General features: G+C 62.7%; 22 protein-coding genes. 10 read left to right on the forward strand and 12 right to left on the reverse strand.

Annotated elements, in window-relative coordinates:
• Positions 1-126 precede the first annotated feature (126 nt).
• A complete protein-coding gene (locus tag P0Y58_06190; GenBank protein ID WEK31781.1) occupies positions 127-1,653 on the forward strand; it encodes a CoA-acylating methylmalonate-semialdehyde dehydrogenase in 1,527 nt (508 codons plus the stop codon).
• An 11-nt stretch (positions 1,654-1,664) separates the two neighbouring features.
• A complete protein-coding gene (gene mmsB / locus P0Y58_06195) occupies positions 1,665-2,552 on the forward strand; it encodes a 3-hydroxyisobutyrate dehydrogenase (protein WEK31782.1) in 888 nt (295 codons plus the stop codon).
• Positions 2,553-2,641: 89 nt separating this feature from the next.
• Here the strand turns inward: mmsB and P0Y58_06200 are convergent, their stop codons facing one another.
• A complete protein-coding gene (locus tag P0Y58_06200) occupies positions 2,642-2,986 on the reverse strand; it encodes a cupin domain-containing protein (GenBank protein WEK31783.1) in 345 nt (114 codons plus the stop codon).
• 287 nt (positions 2,987-3,273) lie between these two features.
• Between P0Y58_06200 and P0Y58_06205 the strand changes: the two genes are divergently transcribed.
• Positions 3,274-3,501 carry a type II toxin-antitoxin system HicA family toxin gene (locus P0Y58_06205; protein ID WEK31784.1) on the forward strand — a complete coding sequence of 76 codons (228 nt, stop codon included), beginning with the start codon at positions 3,274-3,276 and terminating at the stop codon, positions 3,499-3,501.
• On the forward strand, positions 3,498-3,905 hold the full coding sequence (locus P0Y58_06210) for a type II toxin-antitoxin system HicB family antitoxin (GenBank protein WEK31785.1): 408 nt from the start codon (positions 3,498-3,500) through the stop codon (positions 3,903-3,905). Before P0Y58_06205 ends, P0Y58_06210 begins: the two co-directional genes overlap by 4 nt.
• Before the next feature lie 20 nt (positions 3,906-3,925).
• Here P0Y58_06210 and P0Y58_06215 read toward each other — a convergent pair whose 3' ends face one another.
• The 6 genes from P0Y58_06215 to P0Y58_06240 are packed head-to-tail and all read right to left on the reverse strand — an operon-like array spanning position 3,926 to position 9,642.
• A complete protein-coding gene (locus P0Y58_06215) occupies positions 3,926-4,858 on the reverse strand; it encodes a phosphatidate cytidylyltransferase (protein WEK31786.1) in 933 nt (310 codons plus the stop codon).
• 1 nt (position 4,859) lies between these two features.
• A complete protein-coding gene (locus P0Y58_06220) occupies positions 4,860-5,483 on the reverse strand; it encodes a lysophospholipid acyltransferase family protein (protein WEK31787.1) in 624 nt (207 codons plus the stop codon).
• A gap of 10 nt (positions 5,484-5,493) precedes the next feature.
• The gene (locus P0Y58_06225; GenBank protein ID WEK31788.1) at positions 5,494-5,925 is read right to left on the reverse strand and encodes a hypothetical protein; all 432 of its coding nucleotides are present in this window, start codon (positions 5,923-5,925) and stop codon (positions 5,494-5,496) included.
• The gene (locus P0Y58_06230; protein ID WEK31789.1) at positions 5,922-7,250 is read right to left on the reverse strand and encodes a phosphatase PAP2/dual specificity phosphatase family protein; all 1,329 of its coding nucleotides are present in this window, start codon (positions 7,248-7,250) and stop codon (positions 5,922-5,924) included. Before P0Y58_06230 ends, P0Y58_06225 begins: the two co-directional genes overlap by 4 nt.
• Positions 7,251-9,005 (reverse strand): bifunctional alpha/beta hydrolase/class I SAM-dependent methyltransferase, encoded by a 1,755-nt coding sequence (locus tag P0Y58_06235; protein WEK31790.1) that lies wholly within the window; start codon positions 9,003-9,005, stop codon positions 7,251-7,253.
• A gap of 31 nt (positions 9,006-9,036) precedes the next feature.
• Positions 9,037-9,642, reverse strand: a complete 606-nt coding sequence (locus P0Y58_06240) for a CDP-alcohol phosphatidyltransferase family protein (protein ID WEK31791.1) — start codon at positions 9,640-9,642, stop codon at positions 9,037-9,039.
• A 94-nt stretch (positions 9,643-9,736) separates the two neighbouring features.
• Between P0Y58_06240 and P0Y58_06245 the strand changes: the two genes are divergently transcribed.
• Positions 9,737-10,501 (forward strand): sulfite exporter TauE/SafE family protein, encoded by a 765-nt coding sequence (locus P0Y58_06245; GenBank protein WEK31792.1) that lies wholly within the window; start codon positions 9,737-9,739, stop codon positions 10,499-10,501.
• Here the strand turns inward: P0Y58_06245 and P0Y58_06250 are convergent.
• The gene (locus P0Y58_06250; GenBank protein WEK31793.1) at positions 10,491-10,805 is read right to left on the reverse strand and encodes a putative quinol monooxygenase; all 315 of its coding nucleotides are present in this window, start codon (positions 10,803-10,805) and stop codon (positions 10,491-10,493) included. The genes P0Y58_06245 and P0Y58_06250 overlap by 11 nt on opposite strands.
• A gap of 163 nt (positions 10,806-10,968) precedes the next feature.
• On the opposite strand from P0Y58_06250, the gene P0Y58_06255 reads away from it, so the two are divergent.
• The 3 genes from P0Y58_06255 to ggt all read left to right on the forward strand — a co-directional run bounded on the left by P0Y58_06255 (position 10,969) and on the right by ggt (position 14,271).
• Positions 10,969-11,559: an NAD(P)H-dependent oxidoreductase gene (locus tag P0Y58_06255; protein WEK31794.1), complete on the forward strand. Its 591-nt coding sequence runs from the start codon at positions 10,969-10,971 to the stop codon at positions 11,557-11,559.
• A 30-nt stretch (positions 11,560-11,589) separates the two neighbouring features.
• Positions 11,590-12,486, forward strand: a complete 897-nt coding sequence (locus tag P0Y58_06260; protein WEK31795.1) for a LysR family transcriptional regulator — start codon at positions 11,590-11,592, stop codon at positions 12,484-12,486.
• 117 nt (positions 12,487-12,603) lie between these two features.
• The gene (gene ggt, locus P0Y58_06265; GenBank protein ID WEK31796.1) at positions 12,604-14,271 is read left to right on the forward strand and encodes a gamma-glutamyltransferase; all 1,668 of its coding nucleotides are present in this window, start codon (positions 12,604-12,606) and stop codon (positions 14,269-14,271) included.
• 135 nt (positions 14,272-14,406) lie between these two features.
• Here ggt and P0Y58_06270 read toward each other — a convergent pair whose 3' ends face one another.
• Entirely contained in the window at positions 14,407-16,326 is a 1,920-nt protein-coding gene (locus P0Y58_06270) for a methyl-accepting chemotaxis protein (protein ID WEK31797.1), read from the reverse strand.
• Between the two features lie 272 nt (positions 16,327-16,598).
• On the reverse strand, positions 16,599-17,498 hold the full coding sequence (locus P0Y58_06275) for a neutral zinc metallopeptidase (protein ID WEK31798.1): 900 nt from the start codon (positions 17,496-17,498) through the stop codon (positions 16,599-16,601).
• A gap of 200 nt (positions 17,499-17,698) precedes the next feature.
• Between P0Y58_06275 and pcaH the strand changes: the two genes are divergently transcribed.
• A complete protein-coding gene (pcaH, locus tag P0Y58_06280) occupies positions 17,699-18,418 on the forward strand; it encodes a protocatechuate 3,4-dioxygenase subunit beta (GenBank protein ID WEK31799.1) in 720 nt (239 codons plus the stop codon).
• A gap of 10 nt (positions 18,419-18,428) precedes the next feature.
• Entirely contained in the window at positions 18,429-19,034 is a 606-nt protein-coding gene (gene pcaG / locus P0Y58_06285) for a protocatechuate 3,4-dioxygenase subunit alpha (GenBank protein ID WEK31800.1), read from the forward strand.
• A gap of 32 nt (positions 19,035-19,066) precedes the next feature.
• Here the strand turns inward: pcaG and P0Y58_06290 are convergent, their stop codons facing one another.
• Together P0Y58_06290 and P0Y58_06295 are read right to left on the reverse strand one after the other, a co-directional pair.
• On the reverse strand, positions 19,067-19,501 hold the full coding sequence (locus P0Y58_06290; GenBank protein ID WEK31801.1) for a cupin: 435 nt from the start codon (positions 19,499-19,501) through the stop codon (positions 19,067-19,069).
• Between the two features lie 103 nt (positions 19,502-19,604).
• Positions 19,605-20,510: a LysR family transcriptional regulator gene (locus P0Y58_06295; protein WEK31802.1), complete on the reverse strand. Its 906-nt coding sequence runs from the start codon at positions 20,508-20,510 to the stop codon at positions 19,605-19,607.
• Between the last annotated feature and the right edge of the window lie 39 nt (positions 20,511-20,549).

A 20,549-nucleotide genomic window follows, 5' to 3' on the forward strand; every position in this document is an offset into this window, starting at 1 on the left:
CCGGTTTTTTTGTGCGTTCTTGTTGGATGTTTGCACATCTATACTCGAAACAAGCCTCAGGACGCCACCTCGCGTTTGCTTGGCGCTGGCGATCTCGTCCCGACAATAATTCCAAGGAGAACGCAGATGAACGCACCGCAGTCCCCGAACAGCACCAAGGTCGAGCAGGTGAAGCTGCTGATCGACGGCCAATGGGTCGAGTCGAAAACTACCGAGTGGCGCGACATTGTCAACCCGGCTACCCAAGAGGTGCTGGCACGCGTACCGTTCGCCACCGTCGAGGAAGTCGACGCTGCCGTGGCCGCTGCCCACCGCGCCTTTAAGACCTGGCGCGACACCCCGATTGGCGCGCGCATGCGCATCATGCTCAAGCTGCAGGCGCTGATCCGCGAACACACCAAGCGTATCGCCCAGGTGCTTAGCGCCGAACAGGGTAAAACCCTGGCCGACGCTGAAGGCGATATCTTCCGCGGCCTGGAAGTGGTCGAGCACGCGGCGTCCATTGGCACCCTGCAGATGGGCGAGTTCGCCGAGAACGTCGCTGGCGGTGTCGATACCTACACCCTGCGCCAGCCGATCGGCGTATGCGCCGGTATCACCCCGTTCAACTTCCCGGCCATGATCCCGCTGTGGATGTTCCCCATGGCCATCGTTTGCGGCAACACCTTCGTGCTCAAACCGTCCGAGCAGGATCCGCTGTCGACCCTGCTACTGGTCGAACTGGCGTTGGAAGCCGGCGTACCGGCGGGCGTGTTGAACGTGGTGCACGGTGGCAAGCAAGTGGTGGATGCGATCTGTACGCACCAGGACATCAAGGCGATTTCCTTCGTCGGCTCCACCGAAGTTGGCACCCACGTGTACAACCTCGGTAGCCAGCACGGCAAGCGCGTGCAGTCGATGATGGGCGCCAAGAACCACGCGGTGGTGCTGCCCGATGCCAACCGCACGCAAACCGTCAACGCCCTGGTCGGTGCCGCCTTCGGTGCGGCGGGCCAGCGCTGCATGGCCACCTCGGTGGCGGTGCTGGTGGGCAAGGCTCGCGAATGGCTGCCTGACATCAAGGAGGCGGCGAGCAAGCTCAAGGTCAATGCCGGCTGCGAACCTGGCACCGATGTCGGCCCGGTGGTTTCCAGGCGCGCCAAGGAGCGTGTGCTGGGGCTGATCGAAAGCGGTATCAAGGAAGGCGCCAAGCTGGAACTCGACGGCCGCGTGGTGACGGTGCCGGGTTACGAGCAAGGTAACTTCGTCGGCCCAACCCTGTTCTCTGGCGTGAAGACCGACATGCAGGTGTATACCCAGGAAATCTTCGGCCCGGTGCTGGTGACCCTGGAGGTCGATACCCTCGACGAGGCCATCGCCCTGGTCAACGCCAACCCGTTCGGCAACGGCACCGGCCTGTTCACCCAGAGCGGCGCGGCAGCGCGCAAGTTCCAGAGCGAAATCGATATCGGCCAGGTCGGCATCAACATCCCGATCCCGGTTCCGGTCCCGTACTTCAGCTTCACCGGTTCCCGTGGTTCCAAGCTCGGCGACCTCGGCCCCTACGGCAAGCAAGTGGTGCAGTTCTACACGCAGACCAAGACCGTCACCGCCCGCTGGTTCGATGACGACAGCGTCAATGACGGTGTGAACACCACCATCAGCCTGCGCTAAAGGAGCACGTCATGCGTATTGCATTCATCGGTCTGGGCAACATGGGCGCACCCATGGCCCGCAACCTGATCAAGGCCGGGCACCAGCTGAACCTGTTCGACCTCAACAAGGCTGTGCTGGCCGAGCTGGCAGAACTGGGTGGGCAGATCAGCCCGTCGCCCAAGGACGCGGCGGCCAACAGCGAGCTGGTGATCACCATGCTGCCTGCCGCTGCCCATGTGCGCAGCGTTTACCTGAACGAAGATGGCGTGCTGGCGGGTATTCGTGCCGGTACGCCGACCGTGGACTGCAGCACCATCGACCCGCAGACCGCCCGCGACGTGTCCAAGGCCGCAGCGGCCAAGGGCGTGGACCTGGGCGATGCACCGGTGTCCGGTGGCACCGGTGGCGCGGCGGCGGGCACACTGACCTTCATGGTTGGCGCCAGCGCCGAGCTGTTCGCTACCCTCAAGCCGGTACTGGAGCAGATGGGTCGCAACATCGTGCATTGCGGTGAAGTGGGCACGGGGCAGATCGCAAAAATCTGCAACAACCTGCTGTTGGGCATCTCGATGATCGGTGTGTCCGAGGCCATGGCCCTGGGTAACGCACTGGGCATCGACACCCAAGTGCTGGCCGGCATCATCAACAGCTCGACCGGGCGTTGCTGGAGTTCGGACACCTACAATCCGTGGCCAGGCATTATTGAAACGGCGCCGGCGTCGCGTGGCTATACCGGCGGCTTTGGCGCCGAGCTGATGCTCAAGGACTTGGGGCTGGCCACTGAAGCGGCACGCCAGGCACACCAACCGGTGATCCTGGGCGCCGTGGCACAGCAGCTGTATCAGGCCATGAGCCTGCGTGGCGAAGGTGGCAAAGACTTCTCGGCCATCGTCGAGGGGTATCGCAAGAAAGATTGATGCGAGAGGTGGGCTTCATCGCGGGCCAGGTGGCCTTTCCTCTGTAACTGCGCACCAGAGGGGAGGGCACCTGCTCCGCGATTTTTTTGTCAGGCGAAGACGAAATACTTGCGCACGGTCTCGACCACTTCCCAGGTGCCTTTCATCCCCGGTTCGATCACGAACACATCGCCGGCTTTCAGGTGCTTCGGCTCTTCGCCTTCCGGGGTGATGATGCAGTAACCATCAAGAAAGTGGCAGAACTCCCACTTGTCGTAGTTGACCTCGAACTTGCCCGGGGTGCAGATCCAGGTGCCCATGATCTTGCTGCCGTCGGCCGACAGGTAGGCATTGAGGTTGACGGTGTGCGGATCGCCGCCGATGCGCTTCCACTTGGTGGCGTCCACGACCGGCGTCGGGCAGGTTTCGCGCAGGACGGTAATGAAATCGGACATGGGGCAACTCCTGGTGACTGGTTGGATGACTCGTCACCATAGGGCCATCGGCCGAGCCGCAGTTGCCTGGGCTCGACGTCCAGCTGTCTGGTCGCGCTATGCCCGGCGGTTTACTCCGACGGCAATGTGCGGCAGTCCGGCTTGGGCGCCGATGTCGTGGCAGGTAGCTTCTTACTTGACCATCAGATCTTTCCGCTAGTCGCCACATGTGTGCATAGTGTGTAGTACGCTTTGTTTCGGTCAATTCGGTGTGTATGATACACATCGACTGCCCAAGGAAGAGGCGTATGCGCAGTCGTGAAGTCATCCAGCTTATAGAGGCTGACGGTTGGTATGAGGTGGAGGTGAAAGGGAGTCATCACCAGTTCAGGCACCCGAGCAAAAAGGGGAGAGTAACGGTTCCTCATCCCAAGAGTGATCTCCCCAAAGGCACAGTGCACAGCATCTTGAAACAGGCCGGTTTAGCACCGGCCGGTGGCGTTACCAGAATGGGCGTTAAAGGAGGCAGCCAATGAAGTTTCCGGTCGTATTGCACAAGGATCCCGGTTCGGATTACGGCGTGACCGTTCCCGATGTCCCCGGCTGTTTCTCCGCCGGGGCTACCGTTGCTCAAGCTCTGGACAATGTCCATGAGGCGCTGGCGCTTCATTTTGAAGGATTGGTCGCAGATAAAGAGGCACTGCCGCAGCCACAGGAAGTAGATGTCCATGTGGCCAACCCCGACTATGACGGCGGGGTCTGGGCCGTGGTGGATTTTGATGTCACGCCGTATCTGGGCAAGGCGGTTCGCTTCAATGCGACCCTGCCCGAAAACCTGCTGCAGCGGATCGATGAGAAGGTGAAGCGTGATCATCGGTACGCTTCCCGCTCCGGGTTTCTTGCTTCTGCTGCACTGCGAGAGCTGGCGCTTACACACTGATCAACGATGCTACGTTCTTCTTACGCCCACCAATACCGCACGAAGTGGAAGAACACCGGCGCTGCAAAGCACACCGAATCCATGCGGTCGAGCATGCCGCCATGCCCTTCGATCATGTGCCCCCAGTCTTTCACCCCACGGTCGCGCTTGATCGCCGACATCACCAGGCCGCCGAAGAAGCCCATGGCGTTGACCGCCAGCGCCATCAGCGCGGCCTGCCAGAAGGTGAACGGGGTGATCCAGCACAGCAGGGCGCCGATCAGGGTGGCCAGTGCCACGCCGCCGGCCAGCCCTTCGACGGTCTTGGACGGTGACAGGTTGGGGGCGACCTTGTGCTTGCCAAACAACTTGCCACACACGTACTGCAGCACGTCGCTGATCTGCACCACCAGGATCAGCCAGGCGATCAGCAGCAGGTTGCGCCCCTCGTAGCCGGGGATGTCCAGGGTCATCAAGGCTGGCACCGACGACACGCAGTACACCGCGATCATCAATCCCCACTGCACTTTTGACGCACGTTCGAGAAAGCGCGTGGTATCGCCGCCGAGGCTGGCCAGGATTGGCAGCAGCAGGAACAGGTACACCGGGATGAAGATGCTGAACAGGCCGTACCAGTCCATGGCGATCAGCACGTACTGCACCGGCAGCGCCACATAGAACGCTGCCACCAGCGCCGGGTAGTCGCTGCGCCGGGTCGGGGTAAGGGTCATGAACTCGCGCAGGGCGTAGAACGACACGCCATAGAACAGCACGATCACGCCGTATTTGCCGAACAGGAAGGCGATGCCGATCACCAGCACCATTACCCACCAGGCATTGATGCGGGCGTTGAGGTTGTCGATCACCGCGTGCGGCGCGGGGCCGGCACGCCACTTGAGCAGGCGGCCTGTCATGCTGGCGAGCAGCAGCAGGGCGCCAATGCCGGCGAACAGGGAAAAGGTGTTGTCGTCCATGTCAGGCATCCTTCGGGGCCAGGTTCAGCAAGGCCTGGTTGGCCCGCTCGAGAAAGGCCTGTTTGCTTTCATCAGCGTGCAGGTGCAGGGGTTCGCCAAAGCTCAGTGTGCACAGCAACGGCAGGGGCAGGGCGCGGCCCTTGGGCATCACCCTGTTGAGGTTGGCAATCCATACGGGTACCAGCTCGACGTCGGGGTTGGCCGTAGCCAGGTGGTACAGCCCGCTCCTGAACGGCATCAGCGGCTCGTCGCCCAGGTTGCGCGTGCCTTCCGGGAAGAAGATCAGCGAGTCGCCTTGGGCCACGGCTTCAAGGATCGGCTGTAGCGGGCTGCCTTGGCCTTCGCTGCGTTGGCGGTCGATCAATACGCCGTTGAACACCTTGCGAATGAGGAAATCGCGGACCCCCGGTTTGGCCCAGTAGTCCGCGCCGGCCACCGGGCGGGTACGCTTGCGCAGCGGCTGCGGCAGTGAAGCCCATAGCAGCACGAAGTCGCCGTGGCTGCTGTGGTTGGCGAAGTACAGGCGCTGCACCGGCAGCGGTGTGCAGCCCAGCCACAGGGCGCGGGCGCCCGTGATCAGGCGGGCAGCAGAGGTGATGAGGTAGGCGGTCAGGTTGGCGAGCATGGATCGGTGATCATCCCTTCAAAGGCAGTATCAGCAGGGTAGCCAAGGCCAGCGACAGCTGCAGGCCAAGGCACACTGCCTGGCGCCGCAGCAGGCTCAACGCGGCCTGGCTGCGTTCAGGCCAGGTGCGGGCGTCTTTGGCCTGCGGTTTCAGTTTCAGCTTGAACAGGGCGCGGTCCAGGGCCTGGGTGTCTGACGCCAGGTCGTTGCTGATGGCGAGGTGGGTGAACAGTTCGGCATCTATCGCCACGCGGATAGCCCAGTACTTGTGCAGCAGGCCAAGCGCCACCAGCACGCCACACAATAGGCTGGCCCGTGGCTGAAGTGGCGCACCCAGCAACGGTGCAAGGCCGTAGGCCAGGGCCAGCAGGGTGAGGCCGTCGGACATGCGTTCCAGCTGTTTGCCACGCCCCAGCAGGCTGGCCACCACGCGCAGGTTCATGGCTGTGCCCCAAGCTGTTGCAGGGCCCGGCGATGTGCCGGATGCAGGACGATGCCGGGGCGGGCTTTGCGGATCAGTGCTTCTGCCTGCTGGGCATCGCTGCTGCGGCCGGAGAGCAGCAGCCAGGCGGCCACGGCGCTGGCGCTGCGTGAATAGCCCAGGGCGCAGCAGACCAGTACGGGGCCTTGGACGCGCATACGTTCTATGGCGTTGGCAGCTTGGCGTAGCAGGGCAACGTCTGGCGCTATCAAGTCCAGTGTAGGGAAACACTGATAGCCGAGAACTGACACGACCTCTGTGGGAGCGCCAGCGTTTGGCAGCTCCGCACACAAATCGACAATCGCAGCAAATTTCTCCCCTTCGCCGCGCCCTGGAATCCGCCCAAGGTACACGCCGTCGCAGACTTCATCCGCTTGCGGATGGTGTCTCGTCCACAGCCGCGAGTTGAGCCATCCGCCAGCCAGATAGGGCGCCAGCAGCCACCAGGTTGCATTCGACAAGCGCCCATCGGCACCTTTCTGGAACCCGCCCGCACCGAACACTCCGTAGTTGAGCGCAACCAGCGCCAGCGACACGGCCGGCCAGGCCAACCACAACCAGCCACCGCCCGTCACAACAGCGGGCACTGCGCACAACAAGGCGCCCACGGCATAACACAATGCTACCTTCCAACGCTTGGCATCGCGTGCAAGGCGCGCCTGTTGCCAGGGCAGCTGCCCCTGATACGGCCAGAGCCAGAGGCAGGCAAACCCCGCCAGTGCCCCCGTGGGTACATCGATAAAATGATGCTGCCAGGTGGTCAGCACCGACACCCCGATCAATGCCATCCAGCCATGCATCAGCCATCGCCAGGGCTGGCGCTGCACATGCCGGGCAAACATCGTCCAGATGATCACCAGCAGCGCAATGTGCAGCGAAGGCGCCTGGTTGAACGGCTTGTCGAAGCCCATCAGCACATCGAACAGCCAGCCGAACAACCCACCCAGTTCTGGCCGCTCGAAGGTGAAGCGCAGCGGCCACAGCAGGAAGCACGTGACGCTGATCACTTGTGCGCTGAGCAGTGCCAGCGCGTGCCGGTCTATTTCCTGCCGCGTACGCGGCAGCAGGAAGGACAGCCCGTAGAGCAAATCGATCGACCAGTACGGGATGATCGTCCAGGGCCACAGCGGCATGCCGCGCTCCCAGCCGAACACCAGGCTGCCGACGTCACTGCGCCCGGCGGTATGGTTGTTCACCAGCCCGTAGCTGAGGAAAAAAAACGGCCCCAGCAGCAGAAGCCAGAACACGCCCCGGCGGATCAGCCCTGGCTCGCGTGGTGGGCTCATTCAGCGCACCCGCTGTGCCAGGCTGACGCTGAAAATGCCCCATTCATCGATGCGCTGGGCCAGCTTGCGGAAACCGGCCGCCTCGACCAACTGGTCCATTTCCGCCTGGCTGCGGCGCCGCATCACCCAGGCCTCGCCACCACGGTGGCTGGTGAGGGCGCGGGCGATCATCTCCAGTTGCGGGTGCCACGGCTGGCCGGTGTAGACCAGATAACCGCCATCCTCCACGGCATCGGCCAGGCCAGCGAGCGAATTGCCTACCAGTTGGTTGCCGGGGAACAGTTCGTAGAGGCCCGAGACCACGGCCAGTGTGGGCGGCTGCTCCAGTGTGGCCAGGCTCTGCCGGTCGAAGGCATCGCCTTGCACGAAGCGGGCGACGTCGGCCAGGCCCTTTTCGGTGATCAGTGCGCTGCCTTGCTGCACGTTCAGCTCGCTGTAGTCGCGCAGCAGGATCGAATCCGGCAACTGCTCAAGGTCTTGCAGGGCTTCGAGGATGTAGCGGCCATGGCCGGCGGCGATATCGACGATGTGCACCGGCCGTTGTTGTTCGCGCAGGCGGGCGATGGCCAGGCGCAGCAGTTCTTCGACATGCAGCTTGCGCTGGCGAATGCCACGCCAGCCGATGGAGTCGAGGTAGTTCTGGTCGACCAGGCGCCCCAGCTTGCCCTTGCCGGTCGGTTGGTTGCGGTAAACGTAGTCGAGGGTGCTGCCTGAATCGAAGCCGGTGTCAAAGCCCAGTTTCACTCCCGCAGACAGCCCCTTGCCCAGGCTTAGCCCGGCGCGGGTGGCGCGCCAGTAAAGGTCCCGCGGCGAGTGGCGTGGCAACGGTGCGGCCAGGCTTTCGGCTTCCGCGCAGCTGGCGCCAGTCTTGTCGGCATCGAGCAGTGAGGGCGGGGCGGCGGGGCTGGCGAAGCAATGCTCCACAAACCGCTCGATGCGCTTCAGGGCATGGGCCCGGTCACGCTCGCCGAGGGTGTCGTGGAAGAAGCCCGGCAGGATGTGCATTTCCTTGCGGGTGCTGCCCAGCCGCTCGAAAAAGCGCTCCTGCGGCTGGCGCTCGACCACGAAGTCGGCCCCTGACACCAGTAACTGGGTCGGTACGTGAATGGCCTGGGCATCTGCCACCACTCGGTCGGCGGCTTCGTACAGGCCCAGCAGCATGGTCACCGAAATAGGCCGGCTGATCAGCGGGTCGGCCACGTACGACATCACCCGCTCGGGGTCGTGAGTCAGCAAGCGGGGCTTGACGTAGCTGTTGACGAAGAAGTTACCGCGCAACGCCTTGAGCAGCTTCAGGCCAGGGCGGGCGAAGGGCACGTACAGCTTCACCTTGAACGCCGGGGAGGCCAGCACCAGGCAGCGTACCTTGGGCGCGTAGTCGTGGGCCCAAGTGGCAATCAGCACCGCACCGACGCTTTGTGCCAGCACCACCAGGTCGTGCTCGGCGATACCGTGAAGCGCCTGGATATGTTCGATAAAGGTTTGCACGTCACGCACACTGGTGGCGAACCCCGGGCTGTCCCCGCGTGCGCCTGGTGACTGGCCGTGGCCGCGGGCATCCCAGGCGAAGAAGTCGTAGCCCGGCATGTCCAGTTCTTCGGCCAGGTGGGCCATGCGCCCGCCGTGTTCATGCCCACGGTGGAACATCACCACGGCCCGGCGCGGCTGGTGTTCGTTGCGGGTGGCAGGCCAATGACGGTAGTGCAACTCGACACCGTCATGGGTGGAGAAGTGCAGTGCTTGCGCTTGGCGCATGATCAACGTCCTTTATGCGACGACTTTGGGCTCAGCGGGTTTCAGCCAGCCCTTGGCGAACCCGGTTGTAGAGGGTATAGAGCGAGAGCGCGAGGATGACCAGCAGCAAACCATTGATCCAGCTGCCGTTCAGCAGGCCAAAGGCGACCCCGGTACCCAGCACGCCAAAGGCAAAGGCCCGGTCGCTTTTGCCCATGGGGCCGTCATAACGCCGCGAGGCGCCAGCCAGCGGGCCCATGACACCGGCGTATTCACTGAAGGTGGCACACAGCACTACCAGCACCACAAGCGTTGGCGAAACCCCGGCCAGCAGGGCAAAGGGCAGGTAGAGCGCGGCGTCGGCGATCACGTCGCAAAGTTCGTTGAGGTAGGCGCCGAGGGTGGATTGCTGGCCGAATTCCCGGGCCAGCATGCCGTCGACGGCGTTCAGCGCCATGCGCAGCAGCATCCACACCGGTATCAGGATGAACAGCCAGGTAACGTGGGGCAGGGTGGCAAGCAGCAGGCCTAGCAATATCGACACCGCTGCGGCGGCGACGGTGACCTGGTTGGCGGTGACACCGCGGTCGTAAAGGCGCTCGACTGCCGGGCGCAGCAGGGCCTGGAAGCGCGGTTTGAGCTGGTAGATCGATGCCACTGAAAAATCCTTTTTCGGGGAGCGACAAGGCGCCATTGTGTGTCAGCATGCTTCGCAGGTAAACCCGCCCCCACAGGTTTAGTGCCAACAGCCCATGACTACCTTGCTCGCTTTTTACCAGAACATTGGCCCGGCCCTGTCGCTGCTGGTGGTGCTGACCTTCCTGCTGGCGGGCGCGGTGAAGGGGGTGATCGGCCTCGGTATGCCGACCATCGCCATGGGCCTGTTGGGGCTGGCTATGTCACCGGCGCAGGCTGCTGCGCTATTGATCGTGCCTTCAACCCTCACCAACCTCTGGCAGCTGGCCAGCGGCGGGCACCTGCGGGCGTTGCTGACGCGGCTGGGGCCGATGCTGGCGCTGATCTTCATTGGCACCTTGCTGGGCAGTGCCTGGCTGGGCATCAACAGTGGCCCATGGGCCGTGCACGCGCTGGGTGCGGCCTTGCTGGTGTATGCGTTGTACGGGCTGGTCGGCCCGGGCTTGCACCTGGCACCGGCGCACGAGCGTTGGCTGGGGCCGGTCTGCGGGCTGGTGACGGGTGTGGTCACGGCGGCAACCGGGGTATTCGTGATACCTGCGGTGCCCTACCTGCAGAGCCTGGGCCTGAGCCGTGAACAGATGATCCAGGCCCTGGGCCTGTCGTTCACGGTTTCGACCCTGGCGCTGGCCGTTGGCCTGGCCGGGCAGGATGCCCTGGGTGGCCAGGCGTTGGGTGCTTCGCTGCTGATGCTGGCGCCCGCCTTGATCGGCATGCTGGCCGGGCAGTGGTTGCGTCAGCGCATCAGCGCGCTGCTGTTCAAGCGTTGCTTCTTCATCGGCCTGGCCGCACTCGGCGGCCACTTGCTGATCAACGGCTAGCGCTTGATGCGCTGAGCATGTCGACCCGCTGGATATCGAAATCGCGCTCCAGGTAGTCCATGCGCTTCTCAAAGAAGGCGGCCATGTGCGGCAGGGCCGAGTGCACATCCAGCGCGGCCTGGTCGGCCCACACTTCGAAGAACACGAACAGGCTCGGGTCCTGCTGGTCGCGCAGCATGTGGTACTCGATGCAACCTGGCTCCTGGCGGCTTGGTTCGACGTAAGGGCGGAACAGGTTTTCGAACGCATCAGCCATTTCCGGGCGGGTCTTGGCTTTGAGGATGAAGGCGAACTGCTCACTCATGGGGCGCTACTCGGTGATGGGTGGTGAACCGATTCTACGGCAATAATGTGATGCTGATTCGTGACTTCTGGTCAATTGTATTTTGCCCGGTCACTGCTGTATCCCGCCCCTGCGAGCCTCTAACCTGCCGACATCAAATTTTGACTCGGCCGGGGAGGCCAGCATGAAAAAGATCCTTCTGCTTAATGGTGGTAAACAGTTCGCTCACTCCGAAGGCCGTCTCAACGCGACCTTGCACGAAGCGGCCATCGCTCACCTGGACCGCGCCGGTTTCGATGTGCGCCAGACCTTTATTGATGGCGGCTACGATGCTGAGGAAGAAGTGCAGAAATTCCTATGGGCCGATGTGATCATTTATCAGATGCCGGGCTGGTGGATGGGCGCGCCGTGGACCGTGAAGAAGTACGTCGACGACGTGTTCACTGCGGGTCATGGCAGCCTGTATGCCAGCGACGGTCGTACCCGTTCGGATGCCTCGCAGAAGTACGGCAGCGGTGGCTTGGTCCACGGTAAGCAGTACATGCTGTCGCTGACCTGGAATGCGCCGCAGCAGGCGTTCGATGACCCGAGCGACTTCTTCGAAGGCAAGGGCGTGGATGCGGTGTACTTCCCGTTCCACAAGGCCAACCAGTTCCTTGGCATGACCGGTCTGCCGACTTTCCTGGCAACGGATGTGATGAAGCGCCCGGATGTGCCGGCGGCGTTGGCAGCTTATGAAGCACATCTGGACAAGGTGTTCGGCAAGGCGATCTAATTCTGGCAGATACTCATCACAGGCCCGAATGTGAAAACCCGATCCGAAGAACTTCAGGTATTCGTCGCCGTCATCGACTGCGGCTCGATCTCTGCCGCCGCCGAGCAGATGGGCCAGACCCCGTCCGCCGTCAGCCGCACCTTGTCGCGCCTGGAGGGCAAGCTGGGTACCACCCTGGTCAACCGCACCACCCGGCGCATGGACCTCACGGAAGAAGGCCGCTATTTCCTTGAGCGCTCGCGGCAGGTTCTGCAACAGATGGAGGAGATGGAAGAGCGTCTGTCGATAAACCAACAGACGCCCACCGGGCGCTTGCGCATCAACGCCGCTGCGCCGTTCATGCTGCATGCCATCCTGCCGTGGATCGGTGAGTTCCGTCGCGAGTACCCGGGCATCGAGCTGGAACTGAACACCGATGATCTGATCATCGACCTGCTGGAGCAAAGCACCGATGTGGCGATCCGCATTGGCGAACTGGCCGATTCCAGCCTGCACGCCCGCAACCTGGGTTGCAGCCCGGTGCAGGTGCTGGCCAGCCCGGCCTACCTTGAGCAGCATGGCACGCCGCAGCGGGTCGAAGACCTGGCCAACCACTGTCTGCTCGGTTTCAGTCAGCCCGAATCGCTCAACCATTGGCCACTGCGCCACGCCCAGGGTGACCGCTTCAACATCCGCCCGGCGCTGATCGCTTCCAGCGGTGAAACCCTGCGTCAGCTGGCATTGGCCGGCGAGGGCATCGTCAGCCTGTCGCACTTCATGACCCACGAGGATATTCGCACCGGGCGTTTGCAGGTGCTGCTGGCAGAGGCGAACAACGGCTATCGCCAGCCGATCCACGCGGTGTACTACCGCAACACCCAGTTGGCCCTGCGTATTCAGTGCTTCCTCGATTTCATCCAGCGCAAGCTGGCGATGTACGCCTGCTGAGTTGCCTGAACGCGACAGATCCTGTCCACAGGCGGCGAAATTTCCTACGGTTGATTGCACAGTCGAAACGCTTCGGCCTTACTGACTGCTCAACAAAAACAACACCAAGGAAGTGTCATGCGTATTGTCCCGTTCCAGTACCTTGCTCTCGCCGCCGCGATCCTGAGCTGTTCCTCGGTTTATGCCGCCACGCTGGAGGGCGGCGCGGTGGCTGCACCCGATCAATATGGTGCACAGGTAGCCGCCGACATTCTGAAAAAGGGCGGCAACGCGGTTGACGCCGCAGTGGCGACTGCCTTCACCCTGGCGGTGACCTACCCGGAGGCCGGCAACATCGGCGGTGGCGGGTTCATGACCCTGTTCGTCGACGGCAAGCCCTACTTCCTCGACTACCGCGAAGTCGCGCCGAAGGCCGCTACACGCAACATGTACCTGGACGACAAGGGCGAAGTCATTGAAAACCTCAGCCTGGTCGGGGTACGCGCCGCGGGTGTGCCCGGTACGGTGATGGGCCTGTGGGAGGCGCACCAGAAGTTCGGCAAGCTGCCCTGGAGCGAGCTGCTGACCCCGGCCATCGGCTATGCGAAAAACGGCTTCAAGGTGGCTGAAAAACAGTACCAGTACCGCAACGATGCCCAAGGCATGTTCAAGACGGCGACCAACTTCAACGACTACTTCGGCAATATGAAGGTCGGCGAGCTGTTCAAACAGCCAGAAATGGCCCAGACCCTGGAGCGCATCGCCGACAAGGGCGTGAGCGAGTTCTACCAGGGCAAGACCGCCGACTTGCTGGTGGCGCAGATGCAGGCAGACAAGGGCCTGATCACCAAAGAAGACTTGAAGGATTACAAAGCCGTATGGCGTGAGCCGATGGCCGTAAGCTGGCGCGGCAACGTGGTCTACACCGCGCCACCACCGAGCTCTGGCGGTGTTGCCCTGGCCCAGCTGTTGGGCATCAAGGAAGACCGCGCGGCGGACTTCAAGGGGGTGGCGCACAACTCTGCGCAGTACATCCACCTGTTGGCCGAGATCGAGAAGCGGGTGTTCGCCGACCGCGCCGATTACCTCGGCGACCCGGCCTTCACCAAGGTGCCTGTGGATAAGCTGGTGGCCAAGGACTACCTGGCCAAGCGCGCCGCGCAGGTCAACCCTAAGGCCATCTCCGACACCGACAAGGTCAAGCCGGGCCTTGAGCCGCACCAGACCACGCACTTCTCGATCGTGGACAAGCAAGGCAACGCGGTCAGCAACACCTACACCCTCAACCTCGACTACGGCAGTGGCGTAGTGGTGAAGGGCGCAGGCTTCCTGCTCAACGACGAGATGGACGACTTCAGCGCCAAGCCAGGGGCGGCGAATGCCTTTGGTGTCGTGGGCGGGGATGCCAACGCGATCGAACCGGGCAAGCGCATGCTGTCATCGATGAGCCCCAGCCTGATGACCCGTGATGGCAAGGTCGAGTTGGTCATTGGTACCCCGGGTGGCTCGCGGATTTTCACCTCGATCTTCCAGGTGATGAACAACCTGTACGACTACGATATGCCGCTGGCCAAGGCGGTGGCGGCGCAGCGGGTGCACCATCAGTTGCTGCCCAAGGACACCATCTACTTTGACGCCTATGCGCCGTTGACCGGGCCGGTGGCTGATGATTTGAAGAAGATGGGCTATGTGCTGGAGGACCAGGGCTGGGAGATGGGCGATATTCAGGCGATCCGGGTGGATGGGGCGAAGCTTGAGACTGCTTCCGATCCGCGTGGGCGTGGGGTGGGGATGATCGTCAAGTAAGCGGCCGCCTGTGCCGGCCTCATCGCCGGCAAGCCAGCTCCCACAGGTTCGGCGCTTCCTTCGAGGCTTGTGCTGTTTCTGTGGGAGCCTGGCTTGCCGGCGATGGGCCGCAAAGCGGCCCCAGGAATGTTCCGGTCAGACGCGGAACTGGCTGACCAAGGTCTGCAACTGCCCGCCAAGGCGTGCCAGCTCAACGCTTGCAGACGCCGTCTCGTCACTGGCCGCCGCCGTCTGTTCCGACACATCACGCACATTCAGGATACTGCGGCTGATCTCTTCGGCCACGGCACTCTGCTGTTCTGCCGCCGCCGCAATCTGCTGGTTCATCGACTGGATGCTCGACACCGTAGTGGTGATGCTCTCCAGCGAGGCCCCAGCCTTGCGCGCCAGATCGACGCTGCTGTCGGTCAAGCTACGGCTGCCCTGCATGGCGTTCGCCACTTGCTGGGTACCATCCTGCAGGCTGGCAATCAGCGCTTCGATTTCTTCGGTGGACTTCTGCGTGCGCTGGGCCAGGCCGCGCACTTCGTCGGCGACCACGGCAAAACCACGCCCGGCCTCGCCGGCACGCGCCGCCTCGATCGCCGCGTTTAGCGCCAACAGGTTGGTCTGTTCGGCTACCGATTTGATCACATCCATCACGCTACCGATCTTCTTGCTTTCCTGCTGCAACAGGTTCATCGCCTCGGTAGAGCGGTGCATGTCCTCCGCCAGGCGCTCGATCTGGCCAATCGCCTCGCCTACTACCCGGTCGCCGGCGCGGGCTTCTTCGTCGGCACCAGTGGCGGCATGCGAGGCCTGCTCGGCATTGCGCGCCACTTCCTGAACGGTGGCGGCCATTTCGTGCATGGCAGTGGCCACCTGGTCGGTCTCGACCTTCTGGCTGTTGGCGCCGGCACTGGTCTGCTCGGTCACTGCCGACAACTCTTCGGCGGCGCTGGCGATCTGGGTGACGCCATCGCGGATGCCGCTGATCAGCTCGCGCAGGGTCGTACCCATGCGTGCAATGCCCTGCTGCAGCACACCCAGTTCGTCGCGGCGGGTGACCCGCACGTGCTGGGTGAGGTCGCCGCTGGCGATCTTTTCCACCGCTACCAGGGTTTCACGCAGCGGGCCGGTGATCTGGCGGGTGATCAGCACGGCTGCCAGTACGCCAACCAGCAGTGCCAGCAGGGTAGCGATGGCCTGCAGGCTGCGAGCCTGGGTGCTTTCGATGTCGCGGCGCTGCAGTTGTATCTGGTACAGCGCATCACTGCGCTTGACGATGTCGGCGCCCTGTACGGTCATTTCGGCGCGGGAGGTGGTGATGTCGGCTACCGCGTCGCGGAATTGGCGTACAGCGTCGCGGTAGGCCAGTACCGAGCGCTCGAACTGTTGCAGGCGGGTATCTTCGCTTGGCAGCTGGCGTTTGAGGTTGTCGATTTCGACCAGGGCAGCGTCCAGCTGGCGCAGGGCGGCCTGTTCGTTGGCAGCACTGTTGTCGGCAATGTAGCCGCGCACGTCGATGCGCACCTGCAGTAATTGCTGGCGGGCCTTGCTGATCAGCAGGTACTGGGCCAGGCGTACGCTGTCGGCCTCCGGACGCGCCATGACTTCCTGGCTGAGGACGTCCATGGCCTGGTCGGCACGGGTGGCCGAACCGTCCATGGCAACGCGCGCAGCACGGGTGGCGTCGTAGCCTTGGCGCATCTTGTTCAGCGACACCTTGTAGGCGCTGATGGTTGCGCCCAGTTCATTGAGCAGTTTGACGTTGTCCGGGCTTTTGAAGGTGCTGGCCAGGTAGGCCTGCTGCTTGCTGAAAGCATCCAGCTTGGTCTGGGTGTTGGCGGCGGCGGCATCGTCGCCGTTGGCAATCATGTATTGCAGGCGCGCGATGCGCAGGTCGGTCAGGTCTTTGTTGAGCTGGCCGATGTCACCCATCCAGTTGCTGCGGTCGATCAGGCTGCCCAGGCTGGTCCAGCCGGTCAAGGCCAGCAGGCCGGTGAGGACCAGCACCAGGCCGAAGCCCAGGCCGAGTTTCAGGTTGACGCTGATGTTGGCGAACCAGCTGTTCATGCACGCTCTCCAGAAGTAGTTTTCGCTCGCTTGATCTTCGATCGCAAGGCGTTGTTGTTCTGGATGCCCGCTGACTCGTGCAGGGGTTATCGGCAATGATTTGGGAAGCTGAAACGCTTTTTCAGCAGATTTGTAACTGGATTATTGGGGCTGCTTTGCAGCCCTTCGCTGGCTTGCCCGCTCCCACAGGTTGATCGTTGCCCTTGAAGTTAGCGCAGTCTCTGTGGGAGCGGGCGTGCCCGCGAAGGGCCGCAAAGCGGCCCCAATCAGTATCAAAGGTTACGTGCACTGAAGGTATCGCAGCTGTTCACTTCGCCTTCGGCAAACCCGGCTTTGAACCAGCGCACCCGCTGTGCAGAGGTGCCATGGGTGAACGAGTCTGGCACCACGCGCCCGCGGCCTTGCTGTTGCAGGCGGTCGTCGCCAATGGCGTTGGCCGCGTTCAGCGCTTCCTCGACGTCACCCGGCTCCAGCCAGTTCAGGCGCTTCTGTGCCTGGTAGGCCCACACGCCGGCCAGGCAGTCGGCTTGCAGTTCCTGGCGCACCAGCAGGCCGTTGTCGCCCTCCATGCGCTGGCCGTTGCGGCGTGCGGCATCGACTTTGGCCGAAACGCCCAGCAGGGTCTGCACATGGTGGCCGATTTCGTGGGCGATCACGTAGGCCTGGGCGAAGTCGCCGGCCGCAGCGAAGCGGGTTTCCATTTCGCGGAAAAACGACATGTCGAGGTAAACCCGCTGGTCCGCCGGGCAGTAGAATGGCCCGACAGCTGCTGAAGCGAAGCCACAGGCCGAATTGACCTGGCCACTGAACAGCACCAGCTTGGGGTCGCGGTATTGCTTGCCGGCTTCGGCAAACAGCGCTTTCCAGGTATCCTCGGTGTCGCCCAGCACCGAGGCAACGAACTCGGCCTGCTGGTCGTTGGCCGGTGGCGCCTTGGCGCCCGTACCACTGGGTGCCGTTTGCTGTTGCTGCTGTTCCATCTGGCCGGTGAGCTGGCCAAGAATCTGCAACGGGTCCTGCCCGGTGAGCCAGCCGATGCCCACAATCAGCAGAATCGCCCCAAGCCCCAGCCCCTTGCCGCCGCCGAAACGCATGCCGCCGCCGCCACCGCTGCCACCTTCGCCTCGGGCATCGACCACGTTGTCGCTGCGTCGGCCTTTTCGCCATTCCATGAATGCTCTCCGGAGCGTGAAACAAGAAGACAAAGATTAGTTCAGGACAGCGGCAGGTGTCAGGCCAAAGTGTTAACCCATAACCATTTGGTTATGGATCTAGTGGTCTATTTCAATATTCAATGCGCGCGACCTGCCGGAAACTGTAAGTCCGCCTGCCACGCCCAGGCGTTCACATAATTCCAAGAGAGGAAACCGGCATGCCCGCCCAGGACAACAGCCGCTTCGTGATCCGTGATCGCAATTGGCACCCCAAAGCCCTTACGCCTGACTACAAAACATCCATTGCTCGCTCGCCGCGCCAGGCACTGGTCAGCATTCCACAGTCGATCAGCGAAACCACTGGTCCGAACTTTTCCCATCTGGGCTTCGGTGCCCACGACCATGACCTGCTGCTGAACTTCAACAACGGTGGCCTGCCAATCGGTGAGCGCATCATCGTTGCCGGCCGCGTCGTAGACCAGTACGGCAAGCCTGTGCCGAACACCTTGGTGGAGATGTGGCAAGCCAACGCCGGTGGCCGCTACCGGCACAAGAACGACCGTTACCTGGCACCGCTGGACCCGAATTTTGGTGGTGTCGGCCGCTGCCTGACCGACAGCGATGGCTACTACAGCTTCCGCACCATCAAGCCGGGCCCGTACCCATGGCGCAACGGCCCGAACGACTGGCGCCCCGCGCACATCCACTTCGGCATCAGTGGCCCGTCGATCGCCACCAAGCTGATCACCCAGTTGTATTTCGAGGGTGACCCGCTGATCCCGATGTGCCCGATCGTCAAGTCGATCGCCAACCCTGAAGCCGTACAGCAGTTGATCGCCAAGCTCGACATGAGCAACGCCAACCCGATGGACTGCCTGGCCTACCGCTTCGACATCGTGCTGCGCGGCCAGCGCAAGACCCACTTCGAAAACTGCTGAGGAACCCGCCATGCCAATCGAACTGCTGCCGGAAACCCCTTCGCAGACTGCCGGCCCCTACGTGCACATCGGCCTGGCCCTGGAAGCGGCCGGCAACCCGACCCGTGATCAGGAAATCTGGAACCGCCTGGCCAAGCCAGACGCGCCAGGCGAGCATATTCTGTTGCTTGGACAGGTGTATGACGGTAACGGCCACCTGGTGCGCGACTCGTTCCTGGAAGTGTGGCAGGCCGACGCCAATGGCGAGTACCAGGATGCCTACAACCTGGAAAACGCCTTCAACAGCTTCGGCCGCACTGCGACCACCTTCGATGCCGGTGAGTGGACGCTGCACACGGTCAAGCCGGGTGTGGTGAACAACGCTGCCGGCGTGCCAATGGCACCGCACATCAACATCAGCCTGTTTGCCCGTGGCATCAACATCCACCTGCACACACGCCTGTACTTCGATGACGAGGCTCAAGCCAACGCCAAGTGCCCGGTGCTCAACCTGATCGAGCAGCCGCAGCGGCGTGAAACCTTGATTGCCACGCGTTGCGAAGTGGACGGTAAGACGGCGTATCGTTTTGATATCCGTATTCAGGGTGAAGGCGAGACGGTGTTCTTCGACTTCTGAATGGGCCGGGGCTGCCAGGCAGCCCCCGTCTTTCAGCTTTTGACCGGTTTCAGGTCAAAGGCGCCAGGTTGGTATTGGAACAACAGGCAATCGGCAGCGGCCGTGCAACCGCTTTCGTGCACCAGATCCGCTGGCAGCTTGTAGTAGCCACCGGCCGGGTATTCGACACGCTTGCCGTTGATCACCGCGTAGAATGTTCCGCTCAAAATCACTGTAGGCATCGTCTGGCTGTGCTGGTGCAAGCCGTTGTCAGTGCCTTTCCTGAATTTCACATACGCGGAGTACGGGCCGTTGCCGAAGATATCGCCTTCGACATTGGCATAGCTGACGGCGCCATGGGTGTTGGGCACGTCCTGCCATTTCAGGGCAGCGCTATCGGCAACCGAAATGGTTTTTTCCGTGGCATGGGCGCCGACTGCAAGGGTGGTGGCGACGACGGCCGCAATGGCCGCGGGCAATGATTTCATGATGAAGCTCCTGCGCTGGATGACGGTGCAGCGCAGATTAATCAATCACTCAACACACAAATACGGCCTGTCTGACGCATAACTTGTGCAGAAATAGCACAAATCACGCCGGCCATCTGTCTTGCGCATAGTAAGCCTGAACGTAATCCAGCAACGCACGGACCTTGGGTGCCAGGTAGCGGCTCTGCGGGTAAACGGCGTACAGGGTTCGCGCCGGCAGCCGCCATTCGCCCAGAACGGGTAACAGGCGCCCGTCCTGCAGGGCGTCCTGCACGATGAAGCGGTCGAAGCTGGCGATGCCCAGCGCACCGATCGCGGCTGCACGCAACGCCATGGGCGAGTTGGCGCTCAAGCGCCGGGGCATGAGAATTTCCTGTCGCTCGCCCGCGTCGTTGGCCATTTGCAGGCGCTGGGGGTGCGGCAGTTGGCTGTAACCGAGCAGAGGGTGTCGGGCCAGGTCGGCGGGCGAGGTGGGCGTGCCGTGGCGCTCAAGGTAGCGCGGGGCGGCGACCAGCAGTACTTCGCTGCTGGCCAGCCTCCGTGCCACCAGGCTTGAATCAGGCAGATGGCGGGTGACCCGCAGACAGACATCCACCTGTTCCTCCAGCAGGTCGACGAAGCGGTCGCTGCAGTTGAGTTCGATCTGTAGCTGCGCATGGCGCTCGACGAAGTCTGGCAACCAGCGGCCCAGTTCCAGCTCACCGAAGGCCGTGGACACGCCCAGGCGCAAGGTGCCGGTGGGTTGCTGCTGATGTTCTGACAGCTCGAGGGTCATTGCCTGCATCTGTTCGAGGATCTGCACGCAGTGACGGTAGAACAGTGCCCCGGCTTCGGTCACGTGCAGGCGGCGAGTGGTGCGGGTGAGCAGTTGTGTGCCGAGGTGGCGTTCAAGGTGCTTGACCTGGCGTGACAGCACAGTATGGGACAGGCCTGCCTGGCTGGCGGCGGCGCTGAAGCTGCCAAGTTCGACGACCCGGCGGAAGGTTTGCATGGCGTTCAACTGGTCCATCGGCACAACGCTCCTGGTGGCGTGCAGCAGAGCCCGTGG

The organism is Candidatus Pseudomonas phytovorans (genome assembly GCA_029202525.1).
GTDB lineage: Bacteria > Pseudomonadota > Gammaproteobacteria > Pseudomonadales > Pseudomonadaceae > Aquipseudomonas > Aquipseudomonas phytovorans.

Bases quoted from the DNA above. Each gene is read 5' to 3' on its own strand.
- ggt (WEK31796.1), top strand. From the start codon at position 12,604: ATGCGTATTGTCCCGTTCCAGTACCTTGCTCTCGCCGCCGCGATCCTG.
- P0Y58_06215 (WEK31786.1), bottom strand. From the start codon at position 4,858: ATGGACGACAACACCTTTTCCCTGTTCGCCGGCATTGGCGCCCTGCTG.
- P0Y58_06250 (WEK31793.1), bottom strand. From the start codon at position 10,805: ATGAGTGAGCAGTTCGCCTTCATCCTCAAAGCCAAGACCCGCCCGGAA.
- pcaH (WEK31799.1), top strand. From the start codon at position 17,699: ATGCCCGCCCAGGACAACAGCCGCTTCGTGATCCGTGATCGCAATTGG.
- P0Y58_06255 (WEK31794.1), top strand. From the start codon at position 10,969: ATGAAAAAGATCCTTCTGCTTAATGGTGGTAAACAGTTCGCTCACTCC.
- pcaG (WEK31800.1), top strand. From the start codon at position 18,429: ATGCCAATCGAACTGCTGCCGGAAACCCCTTCGCAGACTGCCGGCCCC.
- P0Y58_06230 (WEK31789.1), bottom strand. From the start codon at position 7,250: ATGAGCCCACCACGCGAGCCAGGGCTGATCCGCCGGGGCGTGTTCTGG.
- P0Y58_06190 (WEK31781.1), top strand. From the start codon at position 127: ATGAACGCACCGCAGTCCCCGAACAGCACCAAGGTCGAGCAGGTGAAG.
- P0Y58_06245 (WEK31792.1), top strand. From the start codon at position 9,737: ATGACTACCTTGCTCGCTTTTTACCAGAACATTGGCCCGGCCCTGTCG.
- P0Y58_06275 (WEK31798.1), bottom strand. From the start codon at position 17,498: ATGGAATGGCGAAAAGGCCGACGCAGCGACAACGTGGTCGATGCCCGA.
- P0Y58_06200 (WEK31783.1), bottom strand. From the start codon at position 2,986: ATGTCCGATTTCATTACCGTCCTGCGCGAAACCTGCCCGACGCCGGTC.
- P0Y58_06270 (WEK31797.1), bottom strand. From the start codon at position 16,326: ATGAACAGCTGGTTCGCCAACATCAGCGTCAACCTGAAACTCGGCCTG.
- mmsB (WEK31782.1), top strand. From the start codon at position 1,665: ATGCGTATTGCATTCATCGGTCTGGGCAACATGGGCGCACCCATGGCC.
- P0Y58_06290 (WEK31801.1), bottom strand. From the start codon at position 19,501: ATGAAATCATTGCCCGCGGCCATTGCGGCCGTCGTCGCCACCACCCTT.
- P0Y58_06210 (WEK31785.1), top strand. From the start codon at position 3,498: ATGAAGTTTCCGGTCGTATTGCACAAGGATCCCGGTTCGGATTACGGC.
- P0Y58_06235 (WEK31790.1), bottom strand. From the start codon at position 9,005: ATGCGCCAAGCGCAAGCACTGCACTTCTCCACCCATGACGGTGTCGAG.
- P0Y58_06225 (WEK31788.1), bottom strand. From the start codon at position 5,925: ATGAACCTGCGCGTGGTGGCCAGCCTGCTGGGGCGTGGCAAACAGCTG.
- P0Y58_06295 (WEK31802.1), bottom strand. From the start codon at position 20,510: ATGGACCAGTTGAACGCCATGCAAACCTTCCGCCGGGTCGTCGAACTT.
- P0Y58_06205 (WEK31784.1), top strand. From the start codon at position 3,274: ATGCGCAGTCGTGAAGTCATCCAGCTTATAGAGGCTGACGGTTGGTAT.
- P0Y58_06220 (WEK31787.1), bottom strand. From the start codon at position 5,483: ATGCTCGCCAACCTGACCGCCTACCTCATCACCTCTGCTGCCCGCCTG.